At 63.7% G+C, this 13898-nt stretch carries 11 protein-coding genes; 7 read left to right on the plus strand and 4 right to left on the minus strand.

Translation table 11 applies throughout. From position 1 onward, the window contains the following. Nucleotides 1-6 precede the first annotated feature (6 nt). The gene (purB, locus tag CMV30_RS09510) at nucleotides 7-1446 is read left to right on the plus strand and encodes an adenylosuccinate lyase (RefSeq protein ID WP_096055806.1); all 1440 of its coding nucleotides are present in this window, start codon (nucleotides 7-9) and stop codon (nucleotides 1444-1446) included. Nucleotides 1447-1458: 12 nt separating this feature from the next. On the opposite strand, the gene CMV30_RS09515 is transcribed toward purB, so the two are convergent. Next, nucleotides 1459-2412: a hypothetical protein gene (locus CMV30_RS09515; RefSeq protein WP_138223215.1), complete on the minus strand. Its 954-nt coding sequence runs from the start codon at nucleotides 2410-2412 to the stop codon at nucleotides 1459-1461. Between the two features lie 228 nt (nucleotides 2413-2640). Between CMV30_RS09515 and CMV30_RS09520 the strand changes: the two genes are divergently transcribed. From CMV30_RS09520 to CMV30_RS09550, 6 genes are all read left to right on the plus strand, one after another. Continuing rightward, a complete protein-coding gene (locus CMV30_RS09520; protein WP_096055808.1) occupies nucleotides 2641-3897 on the plus strand; it encodes a 6-phosphofructokinase in 1257 nt (418 codons plus the stop codon). A 296-nt stretch (nucleotides 3898-4193) separates the two neighbouring features. Beyond that, nucleotides 4194-4523, plus strand: coding sequence for a pyrimidine/purine nucleoside phosphorylase (ppnP, locus tag CMV30_RS09525; RefSeq protein WP_096057702.1), 330 nt, complete (start codon nucleotides 4194-4196; stop codon nucleotides 4521-4523). A 227-nt stretch (nucleotides 4524-4750) separates the two neighbouring features. Next, on the plus strand, nucleotides 4751-5890 hold the full coding sequence (locus CMV30_RS20055; protein WP_217494486.1) for a peptidylprolyl isomerase: 1140 nt from the start codon (nucleotides 4751-4753) through the stop codon (nucleotides 5888-5890). A gap of 73 nt (nucleotides 5891-5963) precedes the next feature. Beyond that, nucleotides 5964-9569, plus strand: a complete 3606-nt coding sequence (locus CMV30_RS09540; protein ID WP_175414808.1) for a PAS domain S-box protein — start codon at nucleotides 5964-5966, stop codon at nucleotides 9567-9569. A 14-nt stretch (nucleotides 9570-9583) separates the two neighbouring features. After that, on the plus strand, nucleotides 9584-9970 hold the full coding sequence (locus tag CMV30_RS09545; protein WP_096057703.1) for a response regulator: 387 nt from the start codon (nucleotides 9584-9586) through the stop codon (nucleotides 9968-9970). Continuing rightward, entirely contained in the window at nucleotides 9967-12123 is a 2157-nt protein-coding gene (locus CMV30_RS09550; RefSeq protein ID WP_096055811.1) for a hybrid sensor histidine kinase/response regulator, read from the plus strand. Before CMV30_RS09545 ends, CMV30_RS09550 begins: the two co-directional genes overlap by 4 nt. 167 nt (nucleotides 12124-12290) lie before the next feature. Here CMV30_RS09550 and CMV30_RS09555 read toward each other — a convergent pair whose 3' ends face one another. From CMV30_RS09555 to CMV30_RS09565, 3 genes are all read right to left on the minus strand, one after another. Then, nucleotides 12291-12533 (minus strand): MoaD/ThiS family protein, encoded by a 243-nt coding sequence (locus CMV30_RS09555; protein WP_096055812.1) that lies wholly within the window; start codon nucleotides 12531-12533, stop codon nucleotides 12291-12293. 7 nt (nucleotides 12534-12540) lie between these two features. Continuing rightward, on the minus strand, nucleotides 12541-13026 hold the full coding sequence (moaC, locus tag CMV30_RS09560; protein WP_096055813.1) for a cyclic pyranopterin monophosphate synthase MoaC: 486 nt from the start codon (nucleotides 13024-13026) through the stop codon (nucleotides 12541-12543). A gap of 157 nt (nucleotides 13027-13183) precedes the next feature. Further along, nucleotides 13184-13897 (minus strand): hypothetical protein, encoded by a 714-nt coding sequence (locus tag CMV30_RS09565; protein ID WP_096055814.1) that lies wholly within the window; start codon nucleotides 13895-13897, stop codon nucleotides 13184-13186. Nucleotide 13898 lies beyond the last annotated feature (1 nt).

Here is a 13898-nt window from a genome sequence, read left to right on the forward strand (position 1 = left end):
GCAATCATGTCCCAAGAAACTGTCGCAGCTGCCATTCCCAACGTGCTTGCCGAACGCTACGCCTCGCCGGCGTTGAAGGATATCTGGTCTCCAGCGGGGCGCATCGGGATCGAGCGCGATTACTGGATCGCAGTGATGAAGGGGCAGCGCACGCTAGGGCTGAAAATTCCGGCGGAGGCGATCACGGCGTACGAGAAAGTGAAGAGCCAGATCGACCTAGCGGCGATCGATGCGCGGGAGCGGAAGACGCTTCACGATGTGAAGGCGCGTATCGAGGAGTTTTCGGGCCTGGCGGGGCATGAATTTATCCATCTCGGGCTGACGAGCCGAGATCTCACGGAGAACGTGGAGCAGCTGCAGATTCATCGCTCGCTTGGCGTCGTTAAAATGAAGGCGGCGGCGGCGCTCATCGGATTGGCGAAGCAGGCGAAGACGCATCGTGACGTGATGCTCACGGGGCGCACGCACAACGTGGCGGCGCAGCCGACGACGCTGGGCAAGCGGCTGGCGATGTTTGGGCAGGAAGTGCTGGGGGCTTACGCGCGGCTGGTGGAGTTGATCGAGCGTTATCCGGTGCGCGGGTTGAAGGGCGCGGTGGGAACGCAGCTGGATCAGTTGACGCTTTTTGGCGGCAGTGCGGCGAAGGTCGATAAGCTGGAGAAGGCGATTTTGAAGCACTTGGGTTTCAAGCAGGCGCTGTTCGCGGTGGGGCAGGTGTATCCGCGTTCCCTGGACTTCGAGGTCGTGTCGGCGTTGCACCAGTTGGGCGCGTCGGCGGCGAGTTTTGCGACGACGCTGCGGTTGATGGCGGGGCAGGGCTTGCTCACGGAAGGTTTTCAGGCGGGGCAGGTCGGGTCGTCGGCGATGCCGCACAAGGTGAACGCGCGTAACTGCGAACGCATCTGCGGGTTTTCGACGATTCTCAGCGGCTACGTGACGATGACGGGCGCACTCTCGGGACATCAGTGGAACGAGGGCGATGTCTCGTGCTCGGTGGTGCGCCGCGTGGCGTTGCCGGATGCGTTCTACGCGATCGACGGATTGCTGGAGACGTTCCTCACGGTGCTGAAGCAGATGGATGTTTTCACGGCGGCGATCGCGGCGGAGAACACGCGCAATCTGCCGTTTCTCGCGACGACGACGATTCTCATGGAAGCGGTCAAAGGCGGCGCAGGTCGTGAAACTGCGCATGAGGCGATCAAGGAGCACGCGCTCGCTGCGGCGAAAGCGATGCGCTCGGGCGGCGGCGATGCGGACTTGGTTGGGCGTCTCGCAGGCGATGCACGGCTGGGGCTTGGGCGGCCGAAGTTGGAGAAGATTTTGTCGGAAGGCAGTCGGTTCGTCGGCGCGGCGCCGCAGCAAGTGGATACGTTTGTCGGCGAAGTCGCGCGGGTGACGAAGGGAGTTAAGGGCGCGTCGGCGTATCAGCCGGGGAAGCTGTTGTAAGGCGGGCGGCGCTTATTTCGCCGGAGCCGGCTGCGAGTTCCCCTGGGGCTTCTTGGGGGGCGACTCAGGCGGCTTTGCTTGGATTGTTTCCACGACTTCAGAAGTGCCGAGCGTCACCGCGCCTTTGCGATCGATCCGCTTGATGCTGATTATCGGCGTGGGCACGTCGCGTCCGAGATAAGCGGATGATGTGCTGACGAGCGTCGGCAGGGTTTCTTCAAGGGATATGCCGTTTGAGGAGGTGGTGATTTTTGTTCTCCAGAGCAGTTTCCGCTCTTTTTTCACCAGGGAGGCAAAGTCGTAGGCGGTGATGACGATGTAGTAGCAGTCTTCGTAGATCTGTGCGACCAACTCGCGGGTCAATTCATCGCGATTGGTGAAGCGGTAGAGTGGATTGCCAATCCCCATATCTACGGTGGAACGGAATTGATCGGAGAGCGCCTTCTCGAAGTCGGCTGCGAATTTGGTGCCCCCTACGAGCCGGGCCCGGGAAAGGATGTTGGTCCAGTAGTCTGGCGGTGGCAAAAATGACTCATCGTCCGTTTTGCTGATGGTGTTGTGAGATCCCCAGATGATGAACAGGACCTGGGTCGGTGGATGCGCGGCGTCGGTGTTTTTATAGCCGGCTTTTTCAAGTGCGTTCCGGACGCTGGCCTCAAGGCGGACGGGATCGATTTTCTGCTGGGTGCGGCTGTTTTCGCCCTCGGTGTGGTCGCCCGAGATATTTGCCTGGTAGTAAACCGGATTTTCGGGGCTCGGCTCCGGGATTTTCCGGCCGTCCTCAGTCATTTCTGTGAGGCCGACCAGATCCAGGCTGGGACGGCTTTGAAGCGAGCGAGGCAGGAGAGAAAAGACGAATTTGGATTTTTCCTGCGAAGGGGCGGGCGGCTTGGATGAAGCGGGCGGAGAGGCCATGAGTGGTCCGCCGGCGATTAGCAAAAGAATGAAAGGAAGGTGCAGGCGCATGTGTGGGGTGACCGGACTGCAATGGGGCGGGGCTCGCCGGGCCGAACTCCACCGCCAGATGAAGACTACTGATCGGGAAGTGTGCAGGGCGAAGGTGAGCGGCAACCTCTTTTTGATGCATGCGGGACTTCGGGGACAGAGGTGGAAATTTGGGTTTGCCAGCGGTAAGAGCGCTCCGCTTCCTTTGTCGTTCACGTTGTTTTTAACCTTTCATCCACAATTACCGCCATGTCCGAACTCGTAGGAAATGTCTTGGTAGGCCAGTCCGGAGGCCCCACCGCCGTTATCAATGCCAGCCTTGCAGGTGTCGTCGCCGAAGCGCTGAACCATGGTGAAATCGAAGAGATCTACGGTTCGCTGAATGGCGTGCTCGGCATCCTCAACGAGGACTTCATCGATCTCGCCGCGCAGTCGCAGCAGACGATCCGTAATCTCCGCCATACGCCCGGCGCCGCTCTCGGCACCTGCCGTTACAAGCTCAAGAAGCAGCAGGATTTCGAGCGCGTGCTCGAGGTTTTCAAGGCGCACAACATCCGCTATTTCTTCTACGCGGGCGGCAACGATTCGCAGGACACGGCGGACAAGATTTCCAAGCTCGCTCAGGAGCAGAACTACGAGCTCCGCGTCATCGGCATTCCGAAGACGATCGATAACGATCTTCCCTCGACCGATCACTGCCCCGGCTACGGCAGCGTGATCAAGTTCGTGAGCACCACGGTGCGCGAACTCGCCTGCGATAACGAGGCGATGGGCCAGAACGATCTTGTTTCCATTCTCGAAGTCATGGGCCGCAATGCGGGCTGGATCGCCGCTGGCGCATCCCTCGCAAAACGCCGCGATCACCCACATGATGCTCCGCATCTGATCTATTTGCCTGAGGTCGCGTTCTCTTCTGAGAAGTTCGTCGCTGACGTGCAGCGCGTGCTGAAGCGCGAGAAGTATTGCATGATCGTCGTGGGCGAAGGCCTCGTCGATGCGGATGGCAATTACGTCTCGGCGGCTGAGGCGACCGACTCGTTTGGCCACGCTCAGCTCGGCGGTGCCGGCGAGTACCTGAAGTCGCTGGTTGAGCAGAATCTCCCCGGGATCAAAGCCCGTGTTGCCAAGCTCGGCATCACGCAGCGCGCGGCGGCTCACGCCGGTTCCAAGACGGATGCCGATGAGGCATTCCTCGCCGGCCAGGCGGCCGTCAAGGCAGCGATCAAGGGCGAGACCGATGTGATGGTGACGCTGCTCCGCGGTGACGCCGATCACTACACCGTCGAGACCGGGCTCGCTCCGCTGAGCGAGATCGCGAATGGCGTGAAGAAGCTCCCGCGCGAGTGGATCAACGAAGACGGCACCAGCATGAATCATCAGTTCGTGCGCTATGCCCAGCCGCTGATTCAGGGCGAGACGCCTGTTCCTTACGAAAACGGCCTGCCCGTTTTCGCGAAGTTCGAGAAGAGCCGTGTCGAGAAGCTCCTCGGCGCTTACCAGCTCTAAGTTTTTCCCGGCCAGCAGAGACTAACACCACACACCATGAGGCGCGGTCTTACCACCGCACCGCAGGCACAAGAGCCGGTCGAGAGACTGGCTCTTGTTGCGTCTGGAGGTTGTCATAAACAACGCGGCTCTGAGGTGAGCGGGTGCTCTGCGCACGTTGGGCGATGGCGAAAAATAAAACGTGGAAATGCGGATAGCATCGCTCAACGCGCCGGGACGGCGCATTCCAACCGCGCACCCTTGTTTCAACCTTCGGCTTGCGGCGCGGGGCAGGCGCTGCGATGACGTGTTTTCTTATGGCAACTCTCCCTGCTCAATTCGCCGGGGTCACGGTCGTGACCAAGGCCAATGTTTATTTTGACGGCAAAGTCGTCAGCCACTCGGTGCTCTTTGCTGATGGCAGCAAGAAGACGCTCGGGCTCATCTACGCCGGGTCGTATCACTTCGGTACGGACGCCGCCGAACGCATGGAGATCGTCGCGGGTGCCTGCAAAGTGACGCTCGACGGGCAGACTGCGGTGAAGAGCTACGGGGCGGGCGAGTTTTTCGATGTTCCGGCCAAGAGCGGCTTCACGATCGAGGTCGCTGGGGGGGTCGCGGAGTACATCTGCTCGTTTTTGACGTGATGGCGTCGCTGCCGGCTAGTGGTCCGCCTTGGGCCGGGCCGCGGCGGCAGATCGCGCGTTTTAGTCTGTGACATCCGCGCTCTGGCGCGGATTTTTTGCAGGTGATGGAAGCAGCGACTGTTGGTTGGCGAGTGGGCGGGCGTGGCGGAAGGCCTGGGGGCGGATGCGTATTTTCCCCGGTCAAACAAACGTTGCCTGCACTTTTGGGGCGTCTCACGTTTTTGCGCATGAATCGAGTGCGGCGGGCGGCGGGATTGTTTCTGGGGTGGATGGCATGGCTTTGTGCTTGCGGCGTGGTGGCTCGCGCGGATGACGCGGCTGGCGCCGGGCTGCCTGCGGGGCTTTATGCGGACATCACGACTCCGCGCGGAGTGATCACGACGGAGTTATTTTTTAAGAAAACGCCGCTGGCGGTGATGAGTTTTGTAGGGCTGGCGGAAGGAGTGTTCGGGCCGCAGAAAGGGAGGCCGTTTTTCGACGGGCTGATTTTTCACCGGGTGGTGCCGGGTTTCGTGGTGCAGGGGGGCGATCCGCTGGGCCGGGGCGAGGGCGGGCCGGGATACACGTTTCCCGATGAGTTCGTGCCGGGGTTGAGTCACGATGCGGCGGGGGTGCTCTCGATGGCGAACACGGGGCCGGACTCGAACGGGTCGCAATTTTTTCTCACGCTGGAGCCGGTGGTGCGGCTGGATTATCTGCACACGGTGTTCGGACGGGTGGTGAGCGGGGTGGAGGCGCTGCCGACGATCCAGCCGGGGGACGCGATGGAGGTTCGTATCCGGCGTGTGGGCACCGAAGCGGAGGGGTTCCGGGCCGATCCGGATGTGTTCGCTGCGCTGAGCGCGAAAGCCTTGGAGGCGCGGGCGGGGCGCGAGGGAGCGGAGCCGCGGGTGTTTTTCGACGATCCGGGGCATTTGCTGCCGGCGGAGCCGCCGAGGGCGCGGGCGTTTAATTTCAAGCTGGCGGCTTTTGAGCGGGTGACGGGGAGGAAGGTTTTTTTTCGTCTGCTCGACAAGGCGCCGGCGGGCACGGAAGGGCGGAAGCTTGGGGCGTACGTGAAGGAGCAGGCTGGTCAGCTCGGGCTGGCGGCGGATGGCGTGCTGGTGGTGTATGTGGCGGAGCGCGACGAGTGGAAGATCTGGATAGGAGACGCGCTGCTGCCCGTGATCATGGGGAGGCAGGGCACCGTGGATGAGTTCATGCGGGCAGGGGCGTTGCATGAGGTGAAGGAGGCGTTGCTGGCGAAGGCGAAGAAGCGGCTGGCCGCGCCGGGTGATGCGGCCGAGGCGCCGGGGCAGAGGCTGAAGCTGGCGTGCGATGATGTGCTGGCGGAGTTGATTGCGGTGCTGTCGCCGAAAAGGGAGTGAAGGCGGCGGATTGTGCGGGCACGAGCGGGCCGGTTTCTTGACTCGGTAGCGGGGCGCGTGAGTGATGGGGGGCGTGCTACCGCCGCATGCTCCTTCTTATCGATGGTCATTCCGGACGCTGATTTTGCTGGGGATGTCGGCGGTGGTGCTGGGGGCGATGGGGCTTTTGGGGGCGTTGCTCAGCCGGCAGTCACGGCAGATGGCGGAGGAGCTGGCGACGGCGTTGCTGGCGCAAAAGATCCAGCATGTGGAAGGGCGCATCGACGGGTTGCTCGAGGCGGCGGAGCGGCAGGGGCGGGTGAGCCGGGAGCTGACGCCGGAGGGCGGGCTGGCGTCGAAAGATTTTTTGCCGGTGTTTTTGCGGCTGGCGTCGAGTTTCGCGCAGCGGGAGGAGTTCACTTATCTGGGCTATGCGGTGGAGGCGACGGGGGAGTATGCGATGCTGGAGCGGCGGGAGGACTCGGCGTGCCGGTTGCGTGAATACCTGTTGTTGCCGTCGGGCGAGCGGGTAATCCGGCAGCACCGGGTGACGCGGGAGGGTTTCGAGCTGGAGAAGACGGAGCCGTGGGATGGGTACGATCCGAGGACGCGGCCGTTTTATCAGCAGGCGCGGGGGGCGACGGGGCCGGTGTGGACGCGGGCGTACCCGTTTGTGGGGAACGACTGGCATCCGGAGGTGCTGGGGGTGACGCATGCGTTGCCGGTCAGGAGCGGGGCGGGGGCGTTGTTGGGGGTGTGGGATGTGGATTTCGACATGCGGGAGCTGTCGCGGTTTTTGAAGAACGGGGCGTCGGACCAGACGGGATACGCGCTGGTGATGGAGGTGGCGGAGGCGGGGGCGGTGTTGATCGCGCATCCGGCGATGAGTGCGGGGCGGGGTGAAGGCGCGGCATCGCCGCTGGACCCGGTGCTGCCGCAGCTGACGACGTTTTTGAGAAATGGGGCGGGTGCGGGCGGGGGAATGTTGACGCTTCGCGTGAAGACGGAGGAAGGCGTGAGGCTGGTGGCGTCGCGCCGGCTGGCGGCGGGCGGGCCGCCGTGGTTGGTGGCGGTGGTTTTCGACGAGGCGGCGGCGCTGGCGAAGCTGGAGGGGAACCGGCAGTGGATCTGGTTGCTGGTGCTGGGGGTGACGGGGCTGGCGGTGCTGACGGCGGCGTGGCTGGCGCATGTGTTGTGGCGACCGGTGGAGCAGTTGCGGGCGGCGGCCGAGGGGCTAGCGGGTGAATCGGGTTTGCGGACGGTGCCGGTGGAGGGGCCGCGTGAGCTGACGCGACTGGCGGAGACGTACAACACGATGGCGCAGGCGGTGGAGACGCGGCGGCGGGAGTTGCTGGCGGCGAATCTGCGGTTGCAGGAGGAAGTGCGGCAGAGGGGATTGAGGGAGGCGGAGTTGGAGGCGGTGTTCGCGAATGCGCCGGTGGAGATCTGGGCGGTGGATACGGCGGGGCGGTACACGCTCCAGAGCCGGCGGCTGCGGGAGCGTTGCGGGGAAGGGATCGGGGCGACGCCGGAGGAGCTGAGCCTGCCGCCGGAGGTGGCCGAGGCGTATGCGCAGAATAACCGGCGGGCGCTGGGCGGGGAGACGGTGCGCGGAGAGACGACGGAGGAGACCGGCGGGCAGCAGGCGCATTATCACTGGATTGTTTCGCCCATCCGTATCGGAGGGTTGGTGACGGGTGCGCTGGGGGTGAGCATCGATGTGACGGAGCGGCGGCGGGCAGAGGATGCGTTGTGGCGGAGCCAGCAGCGGTTACGGCTGCATCTGGAGAACACGCCGCTGGGGGTGGTGGACTGGAGCCCGGACATGACGGTGCTCTCGTGGAATCCGGCGGCGGAGGCGGTGTTTGGGTGGAGCGCGGGGGATGCGCTGGGGCGGAACGGGTTGTTCATCGTGCCGGAGGCGGAGCGGGCGGAGGTGAAGGCGTTGTGGGCGGACTTGCTGGCGACGCGCGGCGGGTACCGGCACTATAATCAGAATCTGACGCGGGACGGGCGGATCATCGATTGCGAGTGGTACAACACGGTGTTGCTGGACGAGAACGAGCAGGTGATCGGTGTGTCGTCACTGGTGCTGGATGTGAGCCAGCGGTTGAATGCGGAGGCGTTGCTGCGGGAGTCGGAGGAGCGGTTTTTGCACGCGTTCCAGGCGAGTCCGGTGGCGAAGATCATCAGCCGGCGGAGGGATGGGACGATCCTGGATGCGAACGACCGGTTTTTGCAGATGGTGGATCGCAAGCGCGAGGATGTGGTGGGGCGGACGAGTCTGGATGCCGGGATATGGGAAAGCCCGGCGGACCGGGCGCTATTTTTGCAGACGCTGGATCGAGATGGGGAGTTGCGGGACCGGGAGTATCGGTTGCGGCCGAGGACGGGGGAGCCGGTGGACGTGATCGTGTCGGCGGCGGCGGTGTCGCTGGGGGACGACATGTGCCTGCTGGTGACGTTTGTGGACAACACAGAGCGGAAGCGGGCGGAGCAGGCGCTGCGGGAGAGCCAGCGTTTCCTGTCGTCGCTGGTCGGGCATCTGCCGGGGATGGTGTATCGTTGTCGCAACGACAAGCAGTGGACGATGACGTTCGTGAGCAACGGGGCGAAGGAGCTGACGGGCTACACGCCGGCGGAGCTGGAACACAACCGGGTGCTGGACTTCGCGAGCCTGGTGCATCCGGAGGATCGGGACCGGTTGTGGCGCGAGACGCAGGCGGCGATCGCGAGCGGGCGGAACGCGTTTTCCTACGAGTATCGCATCCGGCATCGCTCGGGCGAGGTGCGGTGGGTGTGGGAGCGGGGCGAGGCGCAGATCGAGGGGGATGGGACGGTGAGCACGCTGGTGGGATTCATCACGGACATCAGCGAGCGGAAAAGCGCTGAGGACGAGGTGCTGATGTTGAATCTGAGTCTGGAGCGGCGGGTGGAGGAGCGGACGGCGGAGCTGGCGGCGGCGAACGGGCAGCTCAAGGAGCTGGACCGGTTGAAGTCGGAGTTTTTAGCGACGATGAGCCATGAGCTGCGGACGCCGCTCAACTCGATCATCGGGTTTAGCTCGATCCTGCGGCAGGGGCTGGCGGGGCCGCTCAATGGGGAGCAGGAGAAGCAGATCGATATGGTGCGCGGGTCGGCGCGGCATTTGTTGTCGTTGATCAACGATCTGCTGGATCTGTCGCGGATCGAGTCCGGGCACATGGAGGTGTCGGTGGAGGAGTTCGAACTGGCAGGAGTGTTATCTGAAGTGGAGGCGGTGCTGGCGCCGATGGTGACGCAGCGGGGGCTGGCGTATGGGTCGCGTTGCGTGGGAGGAGCGGTGCGGATTTTTTCGGACCGGCAGCGGGTGTTTCAGGTGATTTTGAATCTGGCGAATAATGCGGTGAAATTCACGGAACGCGGGAGTGTGACGGTGGAGTGCGAGTCGGTCGCGGGCGAAGTGGTGGTGCGGGTGCGCGACACGGGCATCGGGATCAAGGCGGAGCATCTGCCGTTGTTGTTCGAGGCGTTCCGGCAGGTGGATGGGTCGGCGCGGCGGGTGTATGAAGGCACGGGGCTGGGGCTGCATTTGTGCCGGAAGCTGCTGGATCTGCTGGGCGGGAGGATCGTGGTGGAGAGCGTTTATCGGGAGGGTTCGTGTTTCACGGTGACGTTGCCGCGCAAGACTCTGAAACCGGGAGGAGCGAAACCGGTATGAATAGTGATCCAGCGATGAAACGCCTCGTCCTCATCATCGAAGACAATGACGCCAACCGGTATCTGGCGCGGTTCATCCTGGAGAAAAACGGGTTCGAGGTGGTTGCGGCGGCGAATGGCGCGGAGGGGGTGCGGATGGCGCGGGAGCGGACGCCGGATCTGGTGCTGATGGACATAGAAATGCCGGAGATGGACGGGTACGAGGCGGCGGGGAGGTTGCGGGCGGCTCCGGCGACGGCGGGGGTGCCGATCATGGCATTCACCTCGTATGCGCATCCGGCGGATCGGGAGCGGGCGCTGGAGAAAGGATTCTCTGATTATCTCGAAAAACCTTTCGACGTGGACGAGTTTGTCCGCCGAGTCATCCGGTTGCTTCCTCCCGCTTCATCCGATCCCTCATGAAAATCCTCGTCGCAGAAGATCATCCCGAGAGCCGTTACCTGTTGCAGCAGTTGTTCGCAGGGTTGGGGCACGAGGTGTCGGCGGTGGCGGACGGGCTGGAGGTGCTGGAGCTGCTGGGGAACACGAAGCTGGCTCCGCCGGACGTGGTGGTATCCGATGCGTTGATGCCGCGGATGGACGGGTTCCAGCTGTGCCGGGCGTTGCGGCAGCATCCGCGGTGGTGCCGGCTGCCGTTTATTTTTTATACGGCGACGTACACGGACCGGGCGGACGAGCAGTTCGCGGTGCGGCTGGGGGCGGATCGTTTCGTGGTGAAGCCGGTGGAGCCGGATCAGTTGATGGCGATCATCACGGACGTGGTGGCGAAGGTGAAGTCGGCGCCACCGCGCGAGCCGCAGCCGCTGGATGCGGACGCGACGGTGATGGAGGAGTACACGCACCGGCTGTCGCTGAAGCTGGAGTTGAAGGTGGTGGAGCTGGAGGGCGCGAATGAAGATTTGAAGGCGTCGGAGCAGGCGATCCGGCAGCTCAACGACCAGCTGACGGAGATGGTGCAGGCGCTGGAAAAGGAAGTGGCGGTGAGGCAGGAAGCGGAGGCGGCGCTGCGCATTCGCGAGGAAGTACTGCGGTACGCGCAGAATCTCGGACAGACGGGGAGTTATCTGCGGGATCTGGAGACGATGGACATGGTGTGGTCGGACGAAGCGTTTCGCATCTGCGGATTCGAGCCGATCGCGGGGCCGGTCTCGCGGGAGTGGATGGCGGAGCGGATTCACCCGGAGGATCGCGAGCGGGTGCTGGCGACCTTACGGGTGGCGGACAGGGACCGGACGGGGTTGGAAGTGGAACACCGGATACTGAGGCCGGATGGCGGGGTGAGGCATGTGTTTGTGCGGAGGCACATCTATCGCGATGCCGATGGGAGTCCGCGGCGGGCGATCGGGATCATCCAGGATGTGACCGACCGGCGTCTGGCGGAGGTGCAGCGTGCGCGGCTGGAGACGCAGCTGCGGCAGGCGCAGAAGATGGAGGCGATCGGGAATCTGGCGGGCGGGATCGCGCATGATTTTAATAACATCCTCACCGCGATCATGGCTCATGCAGAGTTGCTGGAGCTGGAGTTGCCGCGCGAGACGACGGGGCCGCATCTGCGGGACAGTGTGAACGAAATCCTCACGGCGTCGGGTCGGGCGCGGGACATGGTGCGGCAGATTCTGACGTTCAGCCGGAAGCAGCCGGTGGAGCGCAAGCGCGTGGAGATCGACGCGGTGGTGCAGGAGGCGTTGAAGCTGGTGACGGTGACGCTGCCGCCGTCGGTGGAGTTGCGCGCGGAGCTGGGGGCGCAGCGGGCGGTGTTGGGGAACGAGTCGCAGATCCATCAGATCGTGCTGAATCTTTGCACAAACGCGGCGCAGGCGATGGGGACGATGGGCGGGCTGGTGACGGTGACGCTGGCGGCGGCGGAGATGGACGATGCGCGCGCGCGTTCACGGCCGCCGCTGAGGACGGGAGAGTACGTGTTGCTGGAGGTCCGGGACAACGGGTGCGGGATGGACGCGGCGACGGTGGAGCGGATTTTCGAGCCGTTTTTCACGACGAAGGGCGTGGGCCATGGAACCGGGCTGGGACTCGCGGTGGTGCATGGCGCGGTGCAGGCGCATGACGGCGCGATCTTCGTCGAGAGCACGCCGGGCAAGGGGACGGTGTTTTCGGTTTATCTGCCTGCGCTGAAGGGCGTGGCGACGGGGAAAGCGGGCACGGTGGCGGCGCCGGTGAGCGGGGCGGGGCAGAAGATTTTATTCGTGGATGACGAGCCGAGCGTGGCGAAGATCGGGGCGCGGTTGTTGGAGCGTCTTGGATACAAGGCGGTGGCGCTGACCGATCCGGTGGCGGCGCGGGACCGGCTGGTAAACAATCCGCACGAGTTCGACCTGGTGATCACGGACTATCTCATGCCGCGGGTGACGGGGCTGGATTTGTCGCGCGCGGTGTGGGCGGTGCGGCCGGAGCTGCCGATGATCCTGGCGGTGGGGTTTGGCGGGCAGCTCGACGCGACGAAGGCGAAGGCGCACGGGTTTAAGGAATTCGTGGCAAAGCCGTTTGCGATTCAGACGCTGGCTGATGCGATCGCGCGGGCGCTAGGCGTGAAGTGAAGCTGGCGAGGATGGGATGTGGAAATCAGGAGAGCAGAAACGGAAGGGACGGCGGTGATGGGAAACTAATCTGGAACTCAGGAACTCTGGAAACGGAGGAGGCAAAGTTCTGAGATCGGGTTTTTCCAGTGTTCCTGAGTTCCCAATTCAAACCGGGTCGTGCTCGTTCAGCCGCCGGCGACGGGGGGAATGAAGACGATGTGGGCGCCGTCGGCGAGCGGGGTGGACCAGGGGGCGAACTCGTTGTCGATGGCGACGCGGAGGCGTTCAGACGGGAGCGTGAAAGCGTGGCGGGCGCGGAGTTCGGCGTAGAGCCCGGCGGCGGTGGCGGCGGAGGTCGCGAGGGTTTCGGAGGTGAGGCCGCGTTGTTCGCGGAGGAGGGCGAAGTACTGGAGGTGGACGGTTTTCACTGTGAGATCAGGGGGCGTGGTAGTCGGATTTGCCGCCGGTTTTTTCGAGGAGGCGGAGGTCGCGGATGACGATGCCGTGGGAGACTGCTTTGCCCATGTCGTAGAGGGTGAGGGCGGCGATGCTGGCGGCGGTGAGGGCCTCCATCTCGACGCCGGTTTTGCCGTGGGTGGTGGCGCGGGCGTGGATGAGGACGTCGGCCGAGCCGTCGGAGGCGGGGGGGCGGGTTTCTATTTGGATTTTGCAGTCGTCGAGCGGGAGCGGGTGACAGAGGGGGATGAGGTCGCTGGTTTTTTTGGCGCCCATGATGCCGGCGAGGATGGCGGTCTGGAAGACGGGGCCTTTTTTCGATTGGATCTCGTCGCCGGCGATGAGGCGGGCGAGTTCGGGTGGTAGTGAAACAGTGGCGACGGCGTGGGCGGTGCGGCGGGTGATGGCTTTGGCGCCGACATCGACCATCTGCGGTTGGTTGCGGGCGTCGAGGTGCGTGAGCATGAGAGCGGACTATCGGCGGGGGCGGGCCGGTTGTCCAAGCAGGGAAATGAAAAAGCCGCTTCCAGAGGAAGCGGCTTGGATGAGGGAGGCTAAAAGCGCCAACCGTGGAGGCGCGCGGTCTCGGCCCCCAAAAATACGGTGATTTCTTTAAGCTGCTTTAGAAGCGGTAGAGAACGCCGAGCTGGGCGACGGGATAGGCGCCGAGGTCTTCGAGGTCGTCGTTGATGTCGCGTTCTTCGGCGCGCAGGTCGGACTGGAACTGCGGATTGAGTGTGATGGGGCCGGTGGCAGTGAGGTTGGCGCTGGCGTCGCCGGCGAAGAATACGCCGAGGGTGGCGTAGAAGGAGAAGCCGCTGTTGGCGGGATTTTTGGCCCAGCCGATGCCGACATAAGGAGCGATGTCGTCCTCGAAGGTGGCGCTGCCGCCGAGGGAGTTGATGAAGGTGCTGCTGTATTCGTTACCGTTGATCTTGTAGGTTTGGCGCTCGGTGGGGCGAAGGGTGACGTCGATTTTGTTGTCGGTAGCAAAGACGCCGCCGGAGAAGTGGAATGAGCCGCCCCAGGGGTGGTAGTTGGCGAGGGCTTTGAAGTTGGAGAGCTTCAGCTTGCCGTCGTATTTGTTATCGTCCGACTCGACGTCGTAATTGTGATCAAGCCAGGTGTAGCCGACGGTGACGGTCCACTTGGGATTGATGGTATAGATGACCGAAGGGCCGAAGCCGACGGTGCCGCCTTCGACGACGAGGGCGAAACGGGAGGGTTCGGTGGCGGAGGTGGGCGCGGGAATTTCCTGGGCGTGAGCTGTAACGCAGGCAAGGCCGACGAGGAGGGCGGCGGTGGTGGCAGCGGGTTTGAGGAGGGAGGGTTTCATG

The organism is Nibricoccus aquaticus (genome assembly GCF_002310495.1).
GTDB lineage: Bacteria > Verrucomicrobiota > Verrucomicrobiia > Opitutales > Opitutaceae > Nibricoccus > Nibricoccus aquaticus.